Raw genomic sequence first — 20,837 nt, 5'->3', positions numbered from 1 at the left:
GAAGAAAGATCAATCCAGCTTCGCTTCCATGCCCCGCTTCACCGCCGGCCGAGCCATCAGGGCCTCGTACCAGCGCTTGACGTTGGGGAAATCGGCCAGATCAACCTTGTGGCGAGGATGGCGCCAGGCCCAGCCCAGGATGGCAAAATCGGCAATCGAGAGCTCGCCGGCGACGAAGTCGTGGTCCGCCAGCCGGCGGTCGAGCACGCCGTAGAGCCGGCGCGTCTCGGCTATGTAGCGCTTCAGGCCATAGGCGCGGTCCTGCTCGTTCTCGAGTGCGATGAAATGATGCACCTGGCCCGGCATCGGGCCAAAGCCGCCCATCTGCCACATCAGCCATTCATAGACCGGGATGCGGGCGCTGAGCGATTTCGGCAGGAATTTGCCGGTCTTTTCACCGAGATAGAGCAGGATCGCGCCGGATTCGAAGATGCTTACGGGCTTGCCGTCCGGTCCTTCGGGGTCGACGATCGCGGGAATCTTGTTGTTCGGGGAGAGTTTCAGGAACTCCGGCGCCATCTGCTCGCCCTTGGTGATGTTCACCGGGATCACCTTGTAGGGCAGCCCCATCTCCTCCAGCGCGACCGAGATCTTGCGGCCGTTCGGCGTGTTCCAGGTGTGCAGCTCGATGGTCATTCCCGTTTCCTTCCCCAGGCAGGCGTCGTGCCCGATCCGGGCTCTCAACTACTCCAGAAGGTCGCAGCCCCACAACCGGCAGGCCTGGATGGCCGATCCCTGTTGACGAGGGACGCCCCCTCTGGAATGTCGCAGCCGTCGCGGATAAATTCCGCCTCCTCCAAGAAGCTGTTCGAGGGACCGCCGTGTCGAAATCTGCCTCCCGCGCCCGCCTGTTCGAAATCATCCGCCGGCGCTCCTTCGGCCGCGGCGAGGTGACGCTAGCGTCGGGCCGCAAGAGCGATTTCTACTTCAACCTCAAGCCGACCATGCTCGACCCCGAGGGCGCGACGCTGCTCGCCGAGCTCACTTACGAGGCGCTGAAGGACGACAATCTCGATTTCATCGGCGGCCTCGAGATGGGCGCGGTGCCGCTGGCCGGCGCGCTGGCGCAGATCTCCTGGATCAAGGGCCATCCGATCGCGGCCTTCTTCGTGCGCAAGAAGCCGAAGGAGCACGGCGCGAAGCTCGCGATCGAGGGCCTGCCGAAGGGCGAGACGCTCGCCGGCAAGCGCGTCGTGATCGTCGAGGACGTCACCACGACCGGCGGCTCGGCGATGAAGGCGGTGGAATCCGTGCGCGAGACCGGTGCCGAGGTGGTGCTGGTGCTGACCATGGTCGACCGCGAGGAAGGCGCCACCGACACCTTCGGCGCAGCCGGCCTGCCGTTCCGCTCGCTGTACAAGGCCTCGGAGTTCTTGAAGGCCTGACAGCTCTCTTGTCCCGGACGCGGCGCGGCACGTAGTGACATCGGGACCCAGAATGTCGCGCGCATAGGCCCCGGCTCTGCAGCGCATCACGCCGCCAAGAGCGGCGCGCTGCGCTGCGTCCGGGGCACGAGAGTCCACCAGGAACGGCTCCCTCAACCGCTCATTTACCATCCGGCCTTATGGTGAATCATGTGCTGAGATCCCCCTGGGATCCCGGCCGGTTCAGTAGCGTCGGGTGGAGTGAGCGTTGCGTACAGTCCTGTCCCATGCGCGCCGGCGGCGTCGCGCGATGCTTGTGGCCGCGATCCTGGCAGCACCGCTGCTTGCGGCTCCCGCCCCGGTCTCGGCCGAAGGCCTGTTTGATTTCTTCTTCGGCGGCATGCAGCAGCAGCGGCCGCAGCGCGAGGTGCCGCAGCAGGCCAGCTCCTACGCCGATCCCTTCACCGGCCAGCAAAATGCCGCAACCCCGCAATATGTGCCGCCGACACGATCAGCCGCGGCGGGTGGCTCGGGTCCGGCCTTCTGCGTGCGCAGCTGCGACGGCAAATATTTTCCACTGATGCGCGGCCTCGCCTCGCCGGCACAGATGTGTCAGGCGTTCTGTCCCGCCAGCGCGACCAAGGTCTATTTCGGCTCCTCGATCGACGGCGCCGCCTCGCAGACCGGCGAACGCTACGCCGACAGCGAGAACGCGTTCGCCTACCGCAAGGCGCTGCGCGCCGACTGCACCTGCAACGGCCGCGAGCCGGTCGGCCTCGCCCCGGTCGATCTGGCGCTTGATTCCTCGCTGAAAGCCGGCGACGTGATTGCCACCACTGACGGCCTCGTCGCCTATACCGGCATCCGCGTCGGCAACGACCAGGCTGCGGACTTCACCCCGGTCGCCTCCTATCCCGGCCTCACCGCCCAGGTCCGCGCGCGGCTCGGCGAGATGAAGGTGGCGCCGGTGCGCGCGGAAACGGTGTCGGCGGATACGCCCGCCGCGGAGATCGTGCGCGAGCCGCTGCCCAGCGTGACAGTGCCGAAGACGACGGCGCAGAAGCCGGCGAAGCGGGCGGGGTTGGATTAGCTCGCTCTCGTGTCCCGGACGCGGTGCAGCGCGTAGCGCTGCTCCGCAGAGCCGGGACCCAGACTGCCGCGAGATGGGCCCCGGCTCTGCAGCGCACCGCTGAAGGAGCGCTGCGCTGCGTCTGGGGCACGAGACCATCACCTCCCGATGATCACCCCGATCACGTTCGGGGCCGCCAGATATTTCTCCTCGATCGCCGCGCGCGCGGCGGCGCGGTTGTCCGGGGTCAGGAGGCCGCGCTTCTCGGCCAGAATCATCCAGCAAAAACCCCACCAATCGGTCAGCATGCCGGCCTCGCCGACGAGGTCGTAGCCCTGCTCGGCCGCGAAGATGCGCGCATGCGCTTCGTCCAGCGTGTCGAGAAACAGATGGTCCTCGGTGGAGAACAGATCATCGCTGACGTCGTCGATGGTGTAACCCCAGATCGACTGGCACACCGCGTTGAACTCGCGGTCGAACTGGTCGTCATCGATCCGCTGGCGCCGCGCCGCCTGATGCAGCCGCGACAGCGAGCGCGCGAAATCGGCGATCCGGGTGAGGGCGAATTGATCGAAGGCGATGGTGGACATCTAGTCCTCGCAAAGTCTGACAGACGCTAGATATTGTGTCGGCAACGCGCCGAATCACAATGATATATCAAAGACTTGCTAAAGTGTTCTTAATTTGTTCTGGCGCGCCGTCGAAATTCAATAGCAGCGTGAGGCAGCAATGGCATGGACGCGGCGATCGCCGAGCAGATGGGCGACAAAGCCGTTCTTCGGAAAGATCTTCGCGAAGGCGGCGTCGCGGATGCTGAGGCCGCCGGCATAGGCGCCGAACGCCGGCATGATCGCGCGCATCCCGTCACTGGCGAAGCAGCGGCGCTCCATGGAGCGGCCGCGCGCGGAGACGCGCGCCTTGGGATGAAGATGCCCGGCGATCTCGCCATGCGCGCCGGTCGGCTCGTGGCGGAAGGTGATCGGGCCGAGCGCAACCTCGTCCGCAACAGTGCCGCCGAGATCGCGCGGCAGCATTGGATCGTGGTTGCCGGAGATCCAGATCCAGTCGCGGCCCGTCTGGAGTGCGGCGACGGCGTCGCGATCGTCTGGCGACAACCGCTCATGCGCCGTGCGGTCGTGAAAGCTGTCGCCAAGCGCGATCACGGTGCGCGGATTATGGCGGGAGATGACAGCAGCGAGACGGCTCAGCGTCGCCAGCGTGTCGTAAGGCGGCAGCAGCACGCCGCGCATCGCGAAGCTGGATCCCTTCTCCAGATGCAGGTCGGAGACGACGAGCAGGCGTTGCCCTTCCCAGAACAGCGCGCCGGAGAGATCGGCGGCGAACGTCACGTCGCTGATGGTGACTGTGGACACGCGCATGTCGTCGACATCCCCTGAAACCTGCGCGCCTGTCGTCACGTCTTACCCGCTTCTATCCATCGCCTCTTTGACGAGCTCATCGGCGGCTTCGGCCAAAAGCTCGTCTGCAGCTTCGCCATAAACTGACTCGCGACCGATTTCCAGCATCACCGGCACCGCCAGCGGGGAGACGCGGTCGAGTTCCCGATGGGTGATGCGGCCGTGGATGCGCATCAGCATGTCGCTGAGGCGGCGCAAATCCAAGAGGCCGGTGGCAGCATCGGCGCGGGCGGCGCGCAGCAGGACGTGATCGGCCTGGTGCTTGCGCAGCACGTCGTAGACGAGATCGGTCGAGAACAGCACCTGGCGGCGGCTCTTCTCCTCGCCGGTATGCCGGCGCGTGATCAGGCCGGAGATGATCGCGCAGTTGCGGAAGGTGCGCTTCATCAGCGCGGATTCGGCAAGCCAGGCTTCGAGATCATCGCCGAGCATGTCGGGGTCGAACAGCGCGTTGAGATCGATCCGGCCGTTGCGGATCATGGAGGAGAGATCGCCGAGCGCCCAGATCGCCACGGCATATTCATTGGCGACGAAGCCAAGCGGCCGCGCGCGGGCGCGCTCCAACCGGCGCGTCAGCAGCATGCCCAAGGTCTGATGCGCGAGGCGGCCCTCGAAGGGATAGCAGACAAGGTAATGCTTGTTGGCGCGCGGAAAGCTTTCGACCAGCAGCTCGCGTACCCCAGCCACTTTGCTGACATCCTTCTGCAGCGACAGCCAGTCGCGCACCTGCTCCGGCAAGCCACCCCAGGCGCGGCCGTCATCGAGCAGCCGGCGCACGCGTTCGGCGAGATAGGTCGAGAGCGGAAACTTGCCGCCCATGTACGACGGCACCTTGGGGTCCTTGTCATGCGCGCGCGAGACATAGACCTGATCCTCGACCAGCGTCTCGTAGCGTACCACCTCGCCTGAGAATACGAAGGTGTCGCCGGGCGAGAGGCCTTCGATGAAGGCCTCCTCGATCTCGCCAAGCAGCCGGCCGCCACGAGCAATCACGCCAGTGGCGCCCGTGCCGCCGCCGCGCGAGCGCACCAGCCGCACCTTCAGCATGTCGTCCTCGACGATGGTGCCGACATTCATCCGGTAGCTCTGCCGCACCTTGGGATTGGCGACGCGCCAGCGCCCTTCCTTGTCCTGCTTGATGCGGGCGAAGCGCTCATAGGTCTTCAGCGCGTAGCCGCCGGAGGCGACGAAATCGACGACGTCGTCGAAATCCTGCCGCGACAGCTCGGCGTAGGGCGCTGCGGTACGCACCTCGGCATAGAGCTCATCGGAGAGGAACGGCTCGCCGCAGGCACAGCCGAGAACATGCTGGGCCAGCACGTCGAGGGCGCCCGTGCGCAAGGGCGGCGTGTCCTGCGCGTTCTCGGCGATGGCGTCGATGGCGACGCGGCACTCCAGCACTTCAAAACGGTTGGCCGGCACCAGGACGGCGCGCGAGGCCTCGTCGAGGCGATGGTTGGCACGGCCGATCCGCTGCATCAGGCGCGAGGATCCCTTGGGCGCGCCGATATTGACGACGAGATCGACATCGCCCCAGTCGACGCCGAGGTCGAGCGAGGAAGTGCAGACCACGCCGCGCAATCTTCCCGCCGACATCGCGTCCTCGACCTTGCGGCGCTGGGCGACGTCGAGTGAGCCGTGATGCAGCGCAATCGCAAGGCCGTCGTCATTCATGCTCCAGAGATTTTGGAACAGCATCTCGGCCTGGCTGCGGGTGTTGACGAAGACCAGCGTGGTCTTGTTCGCCTTGATCAGCTCGTAGATCTCAGGCAGCGCGTGGCGCGCGCTGTGCCCGGCCCAGGGCAGCCGCTCGCGCGTGTCGAGCATCTCCACCTCGGGCGGCGCGGCACCGCCGGCGACGACGATGTCGGCTGCTCGCTCCTCCCCATCGGGCTGCGGCACCAGGAAGCGCGCGAGCTGCTCCGGCTCCGCCACCGTCGCCGACAGGCCGATCGCGCGCATCTGCGGCGCGAGGCGCCACAACCGTGCAAGCCCGAGCGAGAGCAGATCGCCGCGCTTGGAGGTCACCAGCGCATGGAGCTCGTCGAGCACGATGCGCTTCAAGGAGGAGAACAGGAACGGCGCGTCGTCGGAGGACAGCAGCAGCGCGAGCTGCTCGGGCGTCGTCAGCAGCACGTCGGGCGGATAGCGCCGCTGCCGCTGGCGCCGCGACACCGGCGTGTCGCCGGTGCGGGTCTCGACCTTGACCGGCAGCGCCATCTCCGCGATCGGCCGTTCCAGATTGCGCGCGATGTCGACGGCGAGCGCTTTCAGCGGCGAGATGTAGAGCGTGTGCAGGCCGCCAGTGCGCTGCACGCCGCGGCCGGTGGAGACGAGGCTTTGCTTCTCAGCCGCCTTCCGTTCGGCCGTCTCGGTCGAAAGCTCCACCAGGGTCGGCAGAAATCCCGCCAGCGTCTTGCCGGCGCCGGTCGGTGCGATCAGCAGCGCGCTGGCGTCCTCGCGTGCCTTCTCCAGCAGCGCCAATTGATGCGCGCGTGGCGACCAGCCGCGGGCCACGAACCACGCCTTGAAGCGGTCGGGCAGCAGCGAAAGCGTCTCGGCCTGAATTTTGGGGATACGGCGGGTCACACCATGACAGGTAAGCCGCGAGGATGGCTTCGTCGAGGGGTGGGCCCTCCCCGTCTGGACCGAGGAGAGCCCGCAGCCTCACGCCCCGGCCGGCACCTGGTCGAGGAATCCTGTGACGCTTCTGATGCGGCCGTCCGTCAGCACGGCGAAATCCGTGCCCTTGATCGGGCTGTCGCCGCCGTCGGGACCCAGCCCCCACGAGAAGCGGACGTGGTCGCCGTAGCCGTTGGGCTCGCCGATCAGGCTGAATTTGAAATCGGGAAAGCGCTGCTGCACACCTGCGATCAGCGCCTCGATGCCGTCGCGACCGTCGCCCTTCATCAGGGGATCGACATAGCTCGCATCATTCGTCCAGTTCTCGCCGAGCAGCTCGCGGCGGCGGCCGGCGGTGCGTTCGTTCCAGAGCTCGATGTAGCGGCGGGCGATGGTGACGGGGTCGGTCATGGTGCTCTCCTTCGATGGGGCCGTGATCGGCTGTCCCTGACTATCGAAGGTTCATGCGCGCCGATCGATTACCTCTGAGGTCAGCGCTGCGCCAAAAAAAGGGAGCGCGATGATGTCGTCATCGCGCTCCCTTCGCATGAGAATTGTCCGTGAAGATTACTTCGCGGCAACCACCATGATCTCGACGGTATATTGCGGAGCCGCCAGCTTGGCTTCGACGGTGGCGCGCGCCGGGGTGTTACCGGGCGAGACCCAGGCGTCCCACACCGCGTTCATTTCGCCAAACGTCTTCATGTCGGTGATGTAGATGGTGGCCGAGAGCAGCTTCGACTTGTCGGTGCCGGCCTTGGCGAGATGACCGTCGATGGTCGCCAGGATGTCCTGGGTCTGCTTCGTCACGCTTTCGCCGGCCGCCTTGTTGGCGACGACGCCGGCGAGATAGACGGTGTTGCCGTGCACGACGACTTGGCTCATGCGCGGGCCGGTTTCGAAACGCTGAATGCTCATTTGCGGATCTCCTCACTGGAATGGCGGCCCTGTCTAGCGCAGTGCCTTGCGGCGTGCCACCCCAGGCACGCATGCGTGGCCGGCTCTGCATGCGCCGTTCACGGAAACCGACTGAAGAACGACCATATCGTCTCGGCGCCGTCGATGTCGCCGTTCTGCGGCCCGAGCAGACTGGTCGCGACCCTCGGGAAGCGGGCATCCGGAGCAAATCCCGGCATGCGGTGGCCACCACCGTTGATACGATAGAGCACGACGTCATGCCCTTGCGGGCAACGCGAGGTGATCCGCGTGACCGTGGACTGGTCCGCCGGCGCCTTGTCGGGCAACTCAATTGCGCTGGCATCATCGGTCTCGCAGCCATTGAGCTTGCGCCAGAACGCCAGCGTCTCCTCGGTCGACCAGAATCCGTCTGCGGCATAATAGCTCGATCCGCGTCCGCCCTCGTAAGGCACCAGCGGATCGGCCGTGCCGTTCATCAGCAGCATCGGCAGCGGCCGCGACGGATGGCAGGTGACGGCGGCTTCGTCGGTGAGGTTCATGATCACGCTCGCGCCCGCGGCAAACAGATCGGCGCGGGCGCAAACCAGCGTCATCGCCATGGCACCACCATTGGAGACGCCGGTGACATAGACCCGCTTTGCATCGGCCGTGCCGTCGGCCACCAGCTTCTCGACGAGCTTTGCGATGAAGGCGACATCATCGGTCCCCGCCGGTGGCCCGCGCAGGGCAGGCCCCGCCTTGGTCCGTGCATCGGCCCATGCGTGGTTGAGCCCATCAGGAAACACCGCGGCAAGACCTTCGCGCTTGGCGACCTGCGGCCACGCAGTGCGTGCGATTACGTCGGCGCCGCGTTGGGTCTTGCCGTGCAGCACGACCACCAGCGGCGCCGGCTTCTTCGCTGGGAGCTGCACGGTGTAGGAGCGCTTCAAGGCGCCAACGTCGATCGTCTCGGCGGATGCAGCCGAGGCGGCGGCCAATGCCGCGACCAACGCCCCGAAACGCATCCACCGCCGCATCATCTATCCCACCGCTTTCGCCGCGGCGCGACCGGCATTGCGGCCCGAGAACAGGCAACCGCCCAGGAAGGTGCCTTCCAGCGAGCGATAGCCGTGCACGCCGCCGCCGCCGAAACCGGCGGCTTCGCCGACCGCGTAGAGGCCGGGAATGACGCTGCCCTCGCTGCCGAACACGCGCGAGTCGAGGTCGGTCTCGAAACCGCCCAGCGTCTTGCGGGTGAGGATGTTGAGCTTGACCGCAATCAGCGGCCCCTGCGCGGGATCGAGGATCCTGTGCGGAGACGCTGTGCGGATCAGTCTATCGCCGATATAGCGGCGCGCATTGTGGATGTTCATCACCTGCGCGTCCTTGACATAGGGATTGGCGATCTCGCGGTCGCGCGCCTCGATCTGCATCCTGATGTGCTCGAGCTTGAGGAGGTCGCTGCCGGCAAGCTTATTCATCTCCGCAACAAGGTCCTCGAGCTTGTCGCGCACGATGAAGTCGACACCGTGGCTTTTGAACGCCTCCACCGGCGCCGGCGCGCCCTTGTTGGTGGCGCGCTTGATCGTCATGCGCCAGCTTTTTCCCGTCAGATCGGGGTTCTGCTCCGAGCCCGACAGCGCAAACTCCTTCTTGATGATGCTCTGGGTCAGGATGAACCAGGAATAATCATAGCCCGTCGACATGATGTATTTGAGCTGACCGAGCGTGTCGGAGCCCGGGAATAGCGGCGCCGGCAGCCGCGCGCCCGTCGCGTCGAACCACATCGAGGAGGGGCCGGGCAGGATGCGGATGCCATGGCGCGGCCAGATGGGATTCCAGTTCTGGATGCCCTCGACATAGTGCCACATGCGGTCGCGATTGATCAGCCGCGCGCCCGTTGTCTCCGTGATGCCGATCATGCGGCCGTCGACATGTTCGGGCACGCCGGAGATCATGAACTTTGGCGGCGTGCCGAGCCGCTTCGGCCAGTTCTGCCGGACCAGCTCATGATTGCCGCCGATGCCGCCGGACGCCACGATCACCGCCTGCGCCTTCAGAGCGAACTCGCCGACCACGTTGCGCGACGAGCTCTTGCCACGCTCGACATCATCGGGGGCAAGCACGGCGCCGCTGACGCCATCCACCGTGCCGTTGGTGATGGAGAGCGCATCGACGCGATGGCGACACCTGAAGACCAGCCGGCCGCTCTTCATCGCCTCGCGCGCGCGGCGTTCGAACGGCTCGACGATCCCTGGACCGGTGCCCCAGGTGACGTGGAAGCGCGGCACCGAATTGCCGTGGCCCATCGCGTCATAGCCGCCGCGTTCGGCCCAGCCGACCACGGGGAAGATGCGATGGCCCATCGCCCGCAGCCAGGCGCGCTTCTCGCCGGCCGCGAACGCCACATAGGCCTCGGCCCATTGCCGCGGCCAGAAATCCTCGTCGCGGTCGAAGCCGGCGGTGCCGAGCCAGTCCTGCATGGCGAGGTCGAAGGAATCCTTGATGCCGAGCCGGCGCTGCTCCGGCGAATTGACCAGGAACAAGCCACCGAACGACCAGAACGCCTGGCCGCCGATCGATTGCTCACCTTCCTGGTCGACCACGATCACGCGCTTGCCGGCGTCGGCGATTTCGGTTGCGGCCACAAGGCCCGACAGTCCCGCGCCGACGACGATCACGTCCGTCTCTTCAGCCATGTTTCCCCCCCATAGGTTCCCCTGTATTTGCCCGGATTGAAGCCAGCGGTTGTAACTGAGATCAAGTGTGTGGCGCGCAACACATCCTTAACTTGTTCCACTTTGGGATAGAGACTCAGCGAGTGCAGCGCGGACGCAACACTGGATTTGAATTTGTTTTGAGCGAGCCGGCCTGCCTAGACAAAACCTCGGTTACGACGGACGCTAGCCCTGCATCACCACCTGACACACAGATTCGAATTCGACTGGGGCGGGGGACAATGAAGTTTCTGACGGGGTTGCTTGCGGCGGTTCTGTTGATCGCTGGCATGGGGGCTTCTCACGCGGTGGTTCGGATCGCGGATGACCGCGGCGGCCGAATTGGAACCTATGTCGACAAGTACCAGGACCTGCGTCAATCCGGCGAAACCGTCATCATCGACGGCCTCTGCGCCTCCGCCTGTACCATCGTCCTCGGCGCCATCCCGCATGACCGCATCTGCGTGACCTCGAGCGCAACGCTCGGCTTCCACGCCGCCTGGGATTTCGGCAGCAATGGCCGTGCCGTCACCAATGCCGAGGCGACCCAGATGCTCTATGCGATGTACCCCTCGCAGGTGAAGCGCTGGATCAGCCAGCGCGGCGGCCTCACCCCGCACATGCTCTTCCTCAAGGGCAGGCAGCTCCAGGCCATGTACAAGCCCTGCTACCTGGACGCCCAGGCTTCGGCCATCAAGCCGTCGCGCCGGCCGCTGCCGCAAACGGAGCAGGTCGAATCCGCCCGGGGCCAGCTGCTGCACTGACGTTCGCGGCCCGACAGGATCGTTCCGGCCCGCCTGCGGCTTGCCTGCAGGCGGGCCGAAGCTTATCTGAAGGTTGGGAACCCGGGCTTTCGCCCCATCATTGCCATGGCTCAACCACTGCACCCGACGCACCCGCTACAGGACAATTCGCCCACTGCCGGCCGGACGCCGTCCGTGCTGCTGTGGGCGGGTGTGGCGGTCGGTGGATTGCTGGTGCTCGGCGCGCTGGCGCTGTGGTTCCACTACGGCACGCAGATGTTCTTCGAAATGATCAGGACCGGTTTCGCCGCCTGCTTCTGATCCCCGACAGGAAGTTTTCCGCCCATGAGTTCCGCCACCCGTCCGCTGGTGATTGCGATCGCCTTCGCCGCCAGCCTCATCGTCGGCCTCCTGATCATGTTCTGGGCCATGGGCGGGGTCAGCAAGGTGGCACAGCCGGCCGCGATCGGCGGCCCGTTCCAACTGACCGATCAGAACGGCAAGGCTGTCACCGAGAAGGACCTCAAGGGCAAGCCGACCCTGATCTTCTTCGGCTACACCCATTGCCCCGACGTCTGCCCGACCTCGCTGTTCGAGATCTCGGAAGTGCTGCGCGCACTGGGCAAGGATGCCGACAAGGTCAACGCCGTCTTCATCTCGGTCGATCCCGAGCGCGATACGCCGGCGACCATGAAGGACTATCTGTCGAGCTTCGATCCGCACCTCGAAGGCCTGTCCGGCGATCCCGCCGAGACCGCCAAGGTCGTCACCTCCTACCGGGTCTACGCCAAGAAGGTCCCGACCAAGGACGGCGACTACACTATGGACCACACCGCGCTGATCTACCTAATGGACCGTGACGGCCGCTTCGTCTCCCCGTTCAATCTGAAGCGCACGCCGGAAGAGGCGGCGGCGGATTTGAAGAAGTATCTCTGAGGGCCCAGCAGCCTGCCGCGAACTCCGCTGCAACCTCTCCCGCTTGCGGGGGAGGTCGGCGCGAAGCGCCGGGTGGGGGCTCTGTCCACGGAGGGGCTCTCGCCCAGAGGAGACACCCTCTCCCCAGCCCTCCCCCGCAAGCGGGGAGGGAGTGGACCGCAGCTCATAATCCCCACTCGCGTTCCCGCCGGGATGGTCTATAAGGCCCTCCGATCCCAACGAAATTCGTTCATTTCCGGCCGATGGCTCCATCGCAACAGGCGAAATCGTCCAAATCTGCCCGTGGCTTGCTGACCGGGCCCGTCGTGGCCGCCTGCCTGCTCGCGGGCCTGTCCGCAGCAAACGCCCAGGCTCCCGCCAAGCAGCCCCCGGCGGCCCCCCAGGCCACGCCGCAGGTCGCGCCTCAGGCCGCCCCGCAAGCCGTGCCCGGCTTCTGGGACCTGCGGCGGCGTCCCGAGCGGCCGGACCTGTCGCGCCTCACCGTGATCCGCTTCCTGACCGAGACCGACTATCCGCCATTCAACTACACCGGCGCCGACGGCAACCCGGCCGGCTTCAACGTCGATCTCGCCCGCAGCCTGTGCGAGGAGATCAAGGTCACCTGCACGGTGCAGATGCGCCGCTTCGAGACCCTGGTCGACGCGCTGTCCTCCAACCGGGGCGATGCCATCATCGCCTCGATGGCGGTGAGCCCGCAGCTACGCGCCCGCGTCGATTTCACCGATCCCTATTACCGCGTGCCGGCGCGCTTCGCCTCGCGCAAGGACGCTGTGATGCCGGAGATCCGCCCCGAATATCTCGAGGGCAAGAAGGTCGGCGTCATCGCCGGCTCGGCGCACGAGGCCTATCTCAAGGCCATGTTCACCGACGCCGAGCTGCATCCCTATCCCAATGACGAGGCGATGCGCGCCGCCTTGCGCAAGGGCGAGGTCGACTTCATCTTCGGCGACGCCATCTCGCTGGCGTTCTGGATCAACGGCACCGATTCCGGCGATTGCTGCGCTTTCTCCGGCGGCCCCTTCGTCGAGAGCCGCTTCTTCGGCGAAGGCATCGGCATCGCCGTGCGCAAGGGCAACGACGTGCTGCGCCAGGCCCTGAACTGGGCCCTGTTCCGCGTCTGGGAGAAAGGCCGCTACACCGATCTGTGGCTGCGGTATTTTTCGGTGAGCCCGTTCTGACCATTCAATCCTGTCATTCCGGGGCGCGCGAAGCGCGAACCCGGAATCTCGAGATTGTGGCGCGAGATTCCGGGTTCACGCGCTGATGCGCGTGCCCCGGAATGACGACCAACGTTTTTGCATTCTGCCGGGAAATCGCTATTTTCCGCGGCCCGGAGGCCCTTCTTGATGTCCGTTATCGATCCCAGCATGAGCCCGAGCGATCTGCGTGCGCTCGCCGAACAATCCAACGCCTGGCCATTCGAGCAGGCGAAGGCCATCGTCGCGCGGCTGAAGAAGAGGCCGAAGGACGAGGTGCTGTTCGAGACCGGCTACGGCCCGTCGGGCCTGCCGCATATCGGCACGTTCGGCGAGGTCGCGCGCACCTCGATGGTGCGGCATGCCTTCCGCGTGCTGACCGAGGACAAGATCAAGACCCGCCTGCTCGCCTTCTCCGACGACATGGACGGTTTCCGCAAAGTGCCCGACAACGTCCCCAACAAGGAGATGCTGGCCGCGCACATCGGCAAGCCGCTGACGCGGGTGCCGGATCCGTTCTCGAATGAGTATCCGTCGTTCGGCGCGCACAATAACGCGCGCTTGCGCGCGTTTCTGGATCATTTCGGCTTCGACTACGAATTCGCGAGCTCAACCGATTACTACACATCCGGCCGGTTCGATGCGACGCTGCTCAAGATGCTCGCCGCCTATGACAAGGTGATGGAGATCATCCTGCCGACGCTCGGCCCCGACCGCCGCGCCACCTATTCGCCGTTCCTGCCGATCAGCAAGACCACGGGCGTCGTGCTGCAGGTGCCGATGATCCGCCGCGACGTCGCGGCCGGCACGGTGACCTATGTCGACCCCGATACCAACCAGGAAGTCGAGACGCCGGTCACGGGCGGCAACGTCAAGTGTCAGTGGAAGGCCGACTGGGCGATGCGCTGGGTCGCGCTCGGCGTCGACTATGAGATGGCCGGCAAGGACCTGATCGATTCCGTGAAGCTGTCCGGCGCGATCGCGCGGGCGCTCGGCGCCACGCCGCCCGAGGGCTTCAACTACGAGCTCTTCCTCGACGAGAAGGGCCAGAAGATCTCAAAGTCGAAGGGCAACGGCCTCACCATCGACGAATGGCTGCGCTACGCCTCGCCGGAATCGCTGTCGCTGTTCATGTATCGCGAGCCGAAGGCGGCCAAGCGGCTGTATTTCGACGTCATCCCGCGCAACGTCGACGACTATCAGCAGTTCAGCGACGGCTTTGCCAGGCAGGACGGCAAGCAACAGCTCGGCAATCCGGTCTGGCACATCCACAACGGCAAGCCGCCGAAGAGCGACATGCCCGTCACCTTCCAGCTATTGCTGACGCTGGTGTCGTCGTCGAACGCGGAGAACGCCGAGACGCTGTGGGGCTTCATCGGCCGCTACCGCCCAGGCGTCAGCCCGCAGACGCATCCGAAGCTCGATGCGATGGTCGGTTATGCCATCAACTATTATCGCGATTTCGTCGCGCCGACGAAGACGTTCCGCGTGCCCACCGACACCGAGCGCGCCGCATTGCAGGATCTGCGCGATGCGCTGTCGCAGCTTGCGCCGGACGCGTCCGCCGAGGACATCCAGAACGTCGTCTACGAGATCGGCCGCCGCGAGCCGTTCCTCGACCAGGTCAAGAAGGGCAAGGACGGCCGTCCCGGCGTCACGCTGGACTGGTTCAACATGCTCTACCAGGTGCTGCTCGGCCAGGAGAAGGGCCCGCGCTTCGGCTCCTTCGTCGCGGTGTACGGCGTGCAGAACGCGGTCAACATGATCGACGGCGCGCTGGCAAGGAGCGCGTGAGGCAGAGGTAGCCCGGATGGAGCGAAGCGCAATCCGGGGTTCTCACAAATTGCACGCATGGTCCCGGATTGCGCTTCGCTCCATCCGGGCTACGGACTCCCGCTCAAATCGACTTGAGCACGTAACGCCTGTTATCCTTCTGCACCGGGCGCGCGTTCATCGGATAGAGCTTTGCGAACGCGGCGACATCGGTGGCCGACACCTGGATCGGGTCGGTCAGCAGCAGCCATTCGACCACCTCCGAGCACGGCGGCGTCGTCAGCGAGCCGGGATAGCGGAAATAGCTGAGCCGCTGCGGCAGCATGGCGTGCGGATCGATGCCGGCATCGGCCTTCACCGCCGGGCCTTCCGCCGCCGGCATGGTCTTGACGATCTTGCCGAAGGCCGCGTTCGGCCTGCCCTCGGCCATCAGCACGCCGACCACGGCGAGCCCGCCGGCCTCGTTGCGATGGACGAAATGCGCCTCCATCGGAAAATTCTTGCCGCCGATCATGTGCTCGCTCGGCCGGTGGAAGTGCACCTGAAGCAGCTTGTACTTGACGTTGCCGAGCATCAGCGTGCTGCCCTCGGCGAAGTTGAGCTGGATCGTATGCCCATTGTTAACGATGGTGTCGGCGTTCTTGCCCCAATTCAGCTTCAGCGCGGGCAATTGCGATTTGACGGTCGCCTCGATGTCGATCGGCGATTGCTGCAGGCCGACCGCGCAGGCCTTGTTGGCCGCGTCGAGATCGCCCCATTTGGCCGGAGCGCCGGCGCCCTCATAACTCCAATGCGCACCCTCGGCGGCGAAGGCCGGCTTGCAGATCGGACACAGCGCAAGACCCGCCAGGGCCTTCAATGCGTGACGGCGATTCATCGTATTCCCCCTAAGTAAACTGGATCGGCATTATCGGCCGCAACCTATGCGAGAGGGCCGGTGAGTCGCAACGGAGATCGGGATGAAACGCGGCCCGCAGAGATGCGGGCCATGACGCGGACAAGGTCATCACTACTGGCTCGCCCACACGATCCGCGCGATCCACGCCACCTCGCCCGCCGCCATCGTGCGCACGGCCTGCGAGGAATCGAGGGACTGCAGCTCCAGGGCCTTTGCGGTGTGGCGCCTCAGCGTTGCGATCGTCACCTCGCCCGCTTTGCTCCGCACCACCACGCGATCGCCCTTGCGGATCGGCGTGCTGGGCGAGACCAAAATGACGTCGCCGTCGCGATAGGCAGGCAGCAGTGCATCGCCGGTCATCTCCAGCGCAAAGGCGTGGCCGCCCTCGGCGGTGGGAAGCGCGATTTCGGTCCAACCCTTGCCGGAGGGGCGGCCGGACTCGTCGAAAGCCCCGCTCGCGCCGGCCAGCGCGAAGCCGAGCAGCGGTACCGAGCGGCCGTCGCCGGCGTCGTCGTCGATCAGCCTCGCAAAGCTGTCGAACGAGGCCTTGGCCGCTGCCAGCGCCTTGGCGATCGATTCGGTCGAGGGCCAGCGCTCGCGGCCGTCAGAGGTGACGCGCTTCGACCTGTTGAAGGTGGTGGGATCGAGCCCGGCGCGCTTGGCAAGGCCGGATGGCGACAGACCGGCGCGCTCCGCCAGCCGATCCAGCGCGACCCAGATCTGGTCGTGAGTGAGTATCCTCTGCGGATTGGCCTGTCTGACCATGCAAGGTCCAGCCCGTCGCAACCCAGGAAAACTGTCTCAAATCAACCGGTTTTCAGGTTTCGGCGCAAGAGGCGGCGGGAGCGGCGTTTTCAAGTGGAGGCGGACACCGGTTCGTGTCCAGAAAAGGCGTCAAAACAGAGATTTCGAGCCCCGCTCCGATTTCATCGGACCGGAATAGGCTTGAGGTCTTGAGTTCGGCAGGGGCGGCCTTTACGGTCGCGCCGGGTCCTCAAGGACCCCGCACGAGACGAAAAAACTCAAAAGACTCAAAGAGCAAACAGGGCTGCGGTAGCGGTGGTCAAGATCTACAAAATCTGTCCGGCCTCGGCCTGGCGCGAGGCGGAGCGGCAGGGTGTCTACCTCGGCAGCGCGGACGATGCGCGCGACGGGTTCATCCATTTCTCGACCGCCGCCCAGGTTCCCGAGACCCTCCGCAAGCACTATTTCGGGCAGCGCGCGCTGTTCCTGGTCGAGGTCGACGGCGACGCTCTCGGCGGCGAATTGCGTTGGGAGCGCTCGCGCAATGACGAACTGTTTCCACATCTCTATGGCGAGCTCGATCTCGGGGCCGTCATCGCGGTGATGAACCTCAACATCCGCTCCGACGGCGGCCACGACACTCCGGAGCTTGCGCCGTGATCCGCGCTTTCGACGCCTTTTCGCTGCCGGTGCTGCGCTGGCTCGATCCGGAAGACGCGCATCGCCTCGCGATCCAGGGCCTGCGCTTCCTGCCGCCAGTCAAGCCGCGCACCGACGATCCCAAGCTCGCGATGCGCGCCTTCGGGCTCAACTTTCCCAATCCGATCGGCATGGCCGCGGGCTTCGACAAGAGCGCGGAGGTGCCGGACGCACTGCTGCGGCTCGGGTTCGGCTTCGTCGAGATCGGCTCGGTGACGCCGAAGCCGCAAGCCGGCAATCCGCGGCCGCGGCTGTTTCGTTTGGAGCGCGACGAAGCCATCATCAATCGCATGGGCTTCAATAATGACGGCGCCGACGTTGCCTTGCGCCGGCTGGCCGCGCGCGCGCAGCACGGCGGCATCGTCGGCGTCAATGTCGGCGCCAACAAGGATTCGCCGGACCGTGTCGCCGATTACGTCAAGCTGATCGAGACCTTTGCGCCGGTCGCGAGCTATTTCACCGTCAACGTCTCCTCGCCGAACACGCCGGGCCTGCGCAACCTTCAGGAAGGCGCACTGCTCGACGATCTCCTCGCGCGCGTGATCGACGCGCGCGAGCGGGTGCGGCAGAAGGCCGGCGACACGCCGGTGCTGCTCAAGATCGCGCCGGATTTGAGCCTTGCCCAGCTCGACGACGTCGTGCAGGTCGCGCGCTCGCGCCGGGTCGACGGCATGATCGTGTCGAACACCACGATCGCGCGGCCGAGCACGTTGCGCGAGGAGACGCGCGCCAAGGAGCAAGGCGGCCTGTCCGGCCGGCCGCTGTTCCGCCTGTCGACGCGGATGGTTGCGGAGACCTATGTGCGCGTCGAGGGTGCTTTCCCGCTGATCGGCGTCGGCGGCGTGGATTCAGGTGGCGCCGCGCTGACCAAGATCCGCGCCGGCGCCAGCCTGATCCAGCTCTATTCGTCGCTGGTCTACAAGGGCCTCGGCCTCGTCGACGAGATCAAGCGCGACCTCACCTCGACGCTGCTTCGCACCGGACGGGATTCGCTGTCCGAGATCGTCGGCGCCGATGCCGCGACGCTCACGGCCGAAGACTGGCCGGGGATGTAGCTCTTCGCCTCTCCCCGCTCGCGGGGCGAGAGAGCGACGTAGCCCGGATGGAGCGCAGCGCAATCCGGGATTCGTGCAACGGGCGAAAGCCCCGGATTTCGCTTCGCTCCATCCGGGCTACGACTCTTCTACGCTTTCGAAAACGTCGCCCTGAACTGCGCCGGATAGCGCGCGGCCTGCAGGCCGCCGCGTGAGAGGTAGGACGCCATCAGCGCCCACCACAGCCCGGCATTGCCGAACGATTGCAGCGCCCACCAGGTGCCGAGGAAGATCACCAGCGAGGCCAGCATCAGATTGCGCATCGCGCGCGCCCAGGTCGCGCCGATATAGATGCCGTCGAAGCCGAAGGCGAACACGCCGGGGATCGGCGCCAGCACGACGAATGGCAGGAATTCGCGCGCGGCCCGGCGCACATCCTCGCTCGCCGTCATGACGTCGATTAGGGCCGGACCGAACAGCGCGAACAGCACGGCGACGACGATGGCAAAGCCGAGCCCCCACAACAGCACCAGCCGGGTCGAAGCCGCAAATCCCTTTGCATCGCGTGCGCCGAGGGTACGGCCGCACAGCTGCTGAGCCGCATTGGCGAGACCGTCGAGGAAGAAGGCGCTGACCAGCAGGAAGTTGTTGAGCACGGAGTTGGCGGCCAGCGTGACGTCGCCGGCCTGCGCACCCTTGGCGGTGAAGAACAGGAACACCGCGATCAGCGCCGCGGTGCGGATCATGATGTCGGAATTCACCGCCAGCAGCCGCAACAGCTTGTCGCGGTCGAGCAGCGTCCTGTACGGCACGGCAAAGCCGCCCTCCGTATAGGGGCGGCAGACGACCACGCCGAGGGCGAACCCGACCGCTTCCGACAACAGCGCGGCGACCGCGGCACCGGCGATGCCGTTGTCGGTGACCAGCACCAGCAGGATCGTCGCCGCCATGTTGACGAGGTTGATGACGACCTGAAGCAGCAGGGCCGAATTGGCGCGCGCCTTTCCGATCAGCCAGCCGAGGATGACGTAATTGGCGAGCGCCAATGGCGACGACCAGATCCGGATCTTGAAGTAGGTCTGTGCGGCCCGCGTCACGCCCTCGCTGCCGCCCATGAGGTCGAACAGCACCGCGGCGAGCGGCCATTGCAGCACGATCAGCGTGACGCCGATCAGTCCGGCAACGATGAGGCCGCGCGCCAGGATCGCGCTCGGCTCGCGCAGCTCGCCAGCGCCCAGCGATTGCGCTGTGAAGGCGAGCGTGCTCATGCGCAGGAAGCCGAACAACCAGAACAGGCAGTCGAATATGACAGATGCGATCGCGACGCCGCCGAGCAGCGCGGCATCGTCGAGCCGTCCGATCGCCGTGGTCGAGACGATGCCGATCAGCGGCGTGGTGAGGTTCGCGACCATCGCGGGACCTGCGATGGCGAACACCTGGCGGGAATCGATCTTGAGGGGAACGGGCGCGTGCATCTCAGAATACGAGGACCATGCCGTCTTCGGCGGCGAGATGCGCAATATCGTCCAGACGCGAGAGCATGTCGTCGTTCATATGAGTGAGGACAAGGCGTTTTGCGCCGATCGCGGGCAAATGCTGTTCCAGGGTTTTCAGGCTGAGATGGTTCTTGACCACCTTCTCGTACATATAGGCTTCGGCGATGAAAATATCCGCGCCTCGCGCCAGCGGAATCAGCGTCTCGGTCCATTCGGTATCGGCGCTGTAGGCGAGTGTGCGGCCCTCGGCCTCGACGCGGTAGGCCAGGAAGGGCCCGCCGGATTCGCCATGCACGACCGGATAGGGCGTCACCGTCACCGCGCCGAAGGTCCGGCTTTGCTCGGGCGCGAGTTCGACGATGTCGAGCGCGAAGCGCTGCCTGGTTTTGGAGGAATGCTCGAACAGCGCCTCCATCACCTCACACAGCCGCCTCTCGATGCCTTGCGGGCCCGCGATGGTCAGCGGCCGTGTCCGCCGCGAGAATTGCGCGTCGAGCAGCAGGAACGGCAACCCGGCAAAATGGTCGCCGTGGAAATGCGTGATGAGAATGAGGTCGATCTCGTCACGATCGATTTCGAGCCGCTTCAGCGCCGGCAAAGCCGACGCGCCGCAATCGATCAGGAAGTTGGCCTCGCGCCCGGAGATGTGGAAGCAAGTGTTGAGCCTGCCGCCGGAGCCGAAGGCGTCGCCGCAGCCGACGAAACGGAGTTGCATCGGCTGCGGACTCCCAACTTACCGGCCGCGCGGCGCGCCGAACACGCGCGAGAGCAGCCAGATCGGGATCACGATGACCGCGCCAAGCAGGAAGTAGCGCCACAGCCAGTTGATGGTGTCGAAGCCGAGATCCCACAGCCGCTGGAACAGGAGGCGGATGCTGTTGAGGATGTTCCAGGGATCGAAGCCGATCGTGGCGAGCACGACGCCGACCAGGATCGAGAGCAGGACCAGGCGGAATGCGACAGCCAGCGGCGAGCCGCCGAGAAAGCGGTGCAGGCCGTCGCTGCGGCCGGCCGGCAAATCTCTGACGTCTTGGACCATCGCAAACTCCTTGAGAAGGATTCGAGCCCATTATAGGGCACGGCGAGGCACATGGGGAACCCGCATCGGCGCGTCAATCGGGTTACGGGAGTTTAATTCGGGGGAACGCGGCTAGAGCTTCGTACTGGCGCGACGCGAGCCGCGGGCTCTTAACCTCTCCCGCTTGCGGGAGAGGTCGCGCCGAAGGCCCCG

General features: G+C 65.7%; 22 protein-coding genes. 9 read left to right on the top strand and 13 right to left on the bottom strand.

The genetic code is table 11. The features are described from left to right. Positions 1 to 9: 9 nt before the first annotated feature. Positions 10 to 636 (bottom strand): glutathione S-transferase family protein, encoded by a 627-nt coding sequence (locus SE92_RS25990; protein WP_063199790.1) that lies wholly within the window; start codon positions 634 to 636, stop codon positions 10 to 12. Between the two features lie 185 nt (positions 637 to 821). On the opposite strand from SE92_RS25990, the gene pyrE reads away from it, so the two are divergent. Both pyrE and SE92_RS25980 read left to right on the top strand, forming a co-directional pair. Beyond that, a complete protein-coding gene (gene pyrE / locus SE92_RS25985; RefSeq protein WP_018320808.1) occupies positions 822 to 1,385 on the top strand; it encodes an orotate phosphoribosyltransferase in 564 nt (187 codons plus the stop codon). Positions 1,386 to 1,674: 289 nt separating this feature from the next. Beyond that, positions 1,675 to 2,454 (top strand): DUF2865 domain-containing protein, encoded by a 780-nt coding sequence (locus tag SE92_RS25980; RefSeq protein ID WP_063199788.1) that lies wholly within the window; start codon positions 1,675 to 1,677, stop codon positions 2,452 to 2,454. Positions 2,455 to 2,591: 137 nt separating this feature from the next. Here the strand turns inward: SE92_RS25980 and SE92_RS25975 are convergent, their stop codons facing one another. The 7 genes from SE92_RS25975 to SE92_RS25945 all read right to left on the bottom strand — a co-directional run bounded on the left by SE92_RS25975 (position 2,592) and on the right by SE92_RS25945 (position 10,069). Beyond that, the gene (locus tag SE92_RS25975) at positions 2,592 to 3,023 is read right to left on the bottom strand and encodes a hypothetical protein (protein WP_063199785.1); all 432 of its coding nucleotides are present in this window, start codon (positions 3,021 to 3,023) and stop codon (positions 2,592 to 2,594) included. Positions 3,024 to 3,140: 117 nt separating this feature from the next. Continuing rightward, entirely contained in the window at positions 3,141 to 3,812 is a 672-nt protein-coding gene (pdeM, locus tag SE92_RS25970) for a ligase-associated DNA damage response endonuclease PdeM (RefSeq protein ID WP_063199782.1), read from the bottom strand. 42 nt (positions 3,813 to 3,854) lie between these two features. Then, positions 3,855 to 6,440 (bottom strand): ligase-associated DNA damage response DEXH box helicase, encoded by a 2,586-nt coding sequence (locus SE92_RS25965; protein ID WP_063199779.1) that lies wholly within the window; start codon positions 6,438 to 6,440, stop codon positions 3,855 to 3,857. A gap of 78 nt (positions 6,441 to 6,518) precedes the next feature. Beyond that, positions 6,519 to 6,884, bottom strand: coding sequence for a nuclear transport factor 2 family protein (locus SE92_RS25960; protein WP_063199777.1), 366 nt, complete (start codon positions 6,882 to 6,884; stop codon positions 6,519 to 6,521). Between the two features lie 156 nt (positions 6,885 to 7,040). Continuing rightward, positions 7,041 to 7,391 carry a RidA family protein gene (locus tag SE92_RS25955; RefSeq protein ID WP_063199776.1) on the bottom strand — a complete coding sequence of 117 codons (351 nt, stop codon included), beginning with the start codon at positions 7,389 to 7,391 and terminating at the stop codon, positions 7,041 to 7,043. 98 nt (positions 7,392 to 7,489) lie between these two features. Beyond that, a complete protein-coding gene (locus SE92_RS25950) occupies positions 7,490 to 8,407 on the bottom strand; it encodes a CE1 family esterase (RefSeq protein WP_157095958.1) in 918 nt (305 codons plus the stop codon). A gap of 3 nt (positions 8,408 to 8,410) precedes the next feature. Further along, positions 8,411 to 10,069: an FAD-binding dehydrogenase gene (locus SE92_RS25945; RefSeq protein ID WP_063199770.1), complete on the bottom strand. Its 1,659-nt coding sequence runs from the start codon at positions 10,067 to 10,069 to the stop codon at positions 8,411 to 8,413. A 260-nt stretch (positions 10,070 to 10,329) separates the two neighbouring features. Here SE92_RS25945 and SE92_RS25940 point away from each other — a divergent pair, with 260 nt between their 5' ends. The 5 genes from SE92_RS25940 to SE92_RS25920 all read left to right on the top strand — a co-directional run bounded on the left by SE92_RS25940 (position 10,330) and on the right by SE92_RS25920 (position 14,756). Next, positions 10,330 to 10,851 carry a hypothetical protein gene (locus tag SE92_RS25940; protein ID WP_063199767.1) on the top strand — a complete coding sequence of 174 codons (522 nt, stop codon included), beginning with the start codon at positions 10,330 to 10,332 and terminating at the stop codon, positions 10,849 to 10,851. A gap of 105 nt (positions 10,852 to 10,956) precedes the next feature. Next, on the top strand, positions 10,957 to 11,151 hold the full coding sequence (locus SE92_RS25935) for a hypothetical protein (RefSeq protein WP_063199764.1): 195 nt from the start codon (positions 10,957 to 10,959) through the stop codon (positions 11,149 to 11,151). A gap of 24 nt (positions 11,152 to 11,175) precedes the next feature. Next, the gene (locus tag SE92_RS25930; RefSeq protein WP_063199762.1) at positions 11,176 to 11,766 is read left to right on the top strand and encodes an SCO family protein; all 591 of its coding nucleotides are present in this window, start codon (positions 11,176 to 11,178) and stop codon (positions 11,764 to 11,766) included. Positions 11,767 to 12,008: 242 nt separating this feature from the next. Then, positions 12,009 to 12,944, top strand: coding sequence for an ABC transporter substrate-binding protein (locus SE92_RS25925; protein ID WP_063199759.1), 936 nt, complete (start codon positions 12,009 to 12,011; stop codon positions 12,942 to 12,944). Between the two features lie 168 nt (positions 12,945 to 13,112). Beyond that, positions 13,113 to 14,756: a lysine--tRNA ligase gene (locus SE92_RS25920; RefSeq protein WP_063199756.1), complete on the top strand. Its 1,644-nt coding sequence runs from the start codon at positions 13,113 to 13,115 to the stop codon at positions 14,754 to 14,756. 103 nt (positions 14,757 to 14,859) lie between these two features. On the opposite strand, the gene SE92_RS25915 is transcribed toward SE92_RS25920, so the two are convergent. Together SE92_RS25915 and SE92_RS25910 are read right to left on the bottom strand one after the other, a co-directional pair. Further along, positions 14,860 to 15,612: a carbonic anhydrase gene (locus tag SE92_RS25915; RefSeq protein ID WP_063199753.1), complete on the bottom strand. Its 753-nt coding sequence runs from the start codon at positions 15,610 to 15,612 to the stop codon at positions 14,860 to 14,862. 132 nt (positions 15,613 to 15,744) lie between these two features. Beyond that, on the bottom strand, positions 15,745 to 16,398 hold the full coding sequence (locus SE92_RS25910; protein WP_063199751.1) for a S24 family peptidase: 654 nt from the start codon (positions 16,396 to 16,398) through the stop codon (positions 15,745 to 15,747). 294 nt (positions 16,399 to 16,692) lie between these two features. Between SE92_RS25910 and SE92_RS25905 the strand changes: the two genes are divergently transcribed. Both SE92_RS25905 and SE92_RS25900 read left to right on the top strand, forming a co-directional pair. Next, positions 16,693 to 17,037 (top strand): DUF952 domain-containing protein, encoded by a 345-nt coding sequence (locus SE92_RS25905; protein WP_063199748.1) that lies wholly within the window; start codon positions 16,693 to 16,695, stop codon positions 17,035 to 17,037. Continuing rightward, on the top strand, positions 17,034 to 18,131 hold the full coding sequence (locus SE92_RS25900) for a quinone-dependent dihydroorotate dehydrogenase (protein WP_063199745.1): 1,098 nt from the start codon (positions 17,034 to 17,036) through the stop codon (positions 18,129 to 18,131). The genes SE92_RS25905 and SE92_RS25900 overlap by 4 nt, the downstream gene beginning before the upstream one ends. A 128-nt stretch (positions 18,132 to 18,259) precedes the next feature. Here the strand turns inward: SE92_RS25900 and SE92_RS25895 are convergent, their stop codons facing one another. Genes SE92_RS25895 through SE92_RS25885 form a run of 3 tightly spaced genes read right to left on the bottom strand, consistent with a single transcriptional unit; the run spans position 18,260 to position 20,645 of the window. After that, positions 18,260 to 19,585 (bottom strand): MATE family efflux transporter, encoded by a 1,326-nt coding sequence (locus tag SE92_RS25895; protein ID WP_063199742.1) that lies wholly within the window; start codon positions 19,583 to 19,585, stop codon positions 18,260 to 18,262. A 1-nt stretch (position 19,586) separates the two neighbouring features. Beyond that, on the bottom strand, positions 19,587 to 20,321 hold the full coding sequence (locus SE92_RS25890) for an MBL fold metallo-hydrolase (RefSeq protein WP_063199739.1): 735 nt from the start codon (positions 20,319 to 20,321) through the stop codon (positions 19,587 to 19,589). A gap of 18 nt (positions 20,322 to 20,339) precedes the next feature. Then, a complete protein-coding gene (locus tag SE92_RS25885) occupies positions 20,340 to 20,645 on the bottom strand; it encodes a DUF6460 domain-containing protein (protein ID WP_063199737.1) in 306 nt (101 codons plus the stop codon). Positions 20,646 to 20,837: the final 192 nt, after the last annotated feature.

Origin of the sequence: Bradyrhizobium sp. AT1, assembly GCF_001590795.1 — a bacterium.
Taxonomy (GTDB): domain Bacteria; phylum Pseudomonadota; class Alphaproteobacteria; order Rhizobiales; family Xanthobacteraceae; genus Bradyrhizobium.
This window is presented reverse-complemented; position numbering and strand designations above follow the sequence as displayed.

Coding starts and splice junctions, on each gene's coding strand:
- SE92_RS25990 (WP_063199790.1), bottom strand. CDS start 636: ATGACCATCGAGCTGCACACCTGGAACACGCCGAACGGCCGCAAGATC.
- SE92_RS25980 (WP_063199788.1), top strand. CDS start 1,675: ATGCTTGTGGCCGCGATCCTGGCAGCACCGCTGCTTGCGGCTCCCGCC.
- SE92_RS25975 (WP_063199785.1), bottom strand. CDS start 3,023: ATGTCCACCATCGCCTTCGATCAATTCGCCCTCACCCGGATCGCCGAT.
- pdeM (WP_063199782.1), bottom strand. CDS start 3,812: ATGCGCGTGTCCACAGTCACCATCAGCGACGTGACGTTCGCCGCCGAT.
- SE92_RS25960 (WP_063199777.1), bottom strand. CDS start 6,884: ATGACCGACCCCGTCACCATCGCCCGCCGCTACATCGAGCTCTGGAAC.
- SE92_RS25955 (WP_063199776.1), bottom strand. CDS start 7,391: ATGAGCATTCAGCGTTTCGAAACCGGCCCGCGCATGAGCCAAGTCGTC.
- SE92_RS25950 (WP_157095958.1), bottom strand. CDS start 8,407: ATGCGGCGGTGGATGCGTTTCGGGGCGTTGGTCGCGGCATTGGCCGCC.
- SE92_RS25945 (WP_063199770.1), bottom strand. CDS start 10,069: ATGGCTGAAGAGACGGACGTGATCGTCGTCGGCGCGGGACTGTCGGGC.
- SE92_RS25940 (WP_063199767.1), top strand. CDS start 10,330: ATGAAGTTTCTGACGGGGTTGCTTGCGGCGGTTCTGTTGATCGCTGGC.
- SE92_RS25935 (WP_063199764.1), top strand. CDS start 10,957: ATGGCTCAACCACTGCACCCGACGCACCCGCTACAGGACAATTCGCCC.
- SE92_RS25930 (WP_063199762.1), top strand. CDS start 11,176: ATGAGTTCCGCCACCCGTCCGCTGGTGATTGCGATCGCCTTCGCCGCC.
- SE92_RS25925 (WP_063199759.1), top strand. CDS start 12,009: ATGGCTCCATCGCAACAGGCGAAATCGTCCAAATCTGCCCGTGGCTTG.
- SE92_RS25920 (WP_063199756.1), top strand. CDS start 13,113: ATGTCCGTTATCGATCCCAGCATGAGCCCGAGCGATCTGCGTGCGCTC.
- SE92_RS25915 (WP_063199753.1), bottom strand. CDS start 15,612: ATGAATCGCCGTCACGCATTGAAGGCCCTGGCGGGTCTTGCGCTGTGT.
- SE92_RS25910 (WP_063199751.1), bottom strand. CDS start 16,398: ATGGTCAGACAGGCCAATCCGCAGAGGATACTCACTCACGACCAGATC.
- SE92_RS25895 (WP_063199742.1), bottom strand. CDS start 19,585: ATGCACGCGCCCGTTCCCCTCAAGATCGATTCCCGCCAGGTGTTCGCC.
- SE92_RS25890 (WP_063199739.1), bottom strand. CDS start 20,321: ATGCAACTCCGTTTCGTCGGCTGCGGCGACGCCTTCGGCTCCGGCGGC.
- SE92_RS25885 (WP_063199737.1), bottom strand. CDS start 20,645: ATGGTCCAAGACGTCAGAGATTTGCCGGCCGGCCGCAGCGACGGCCTG.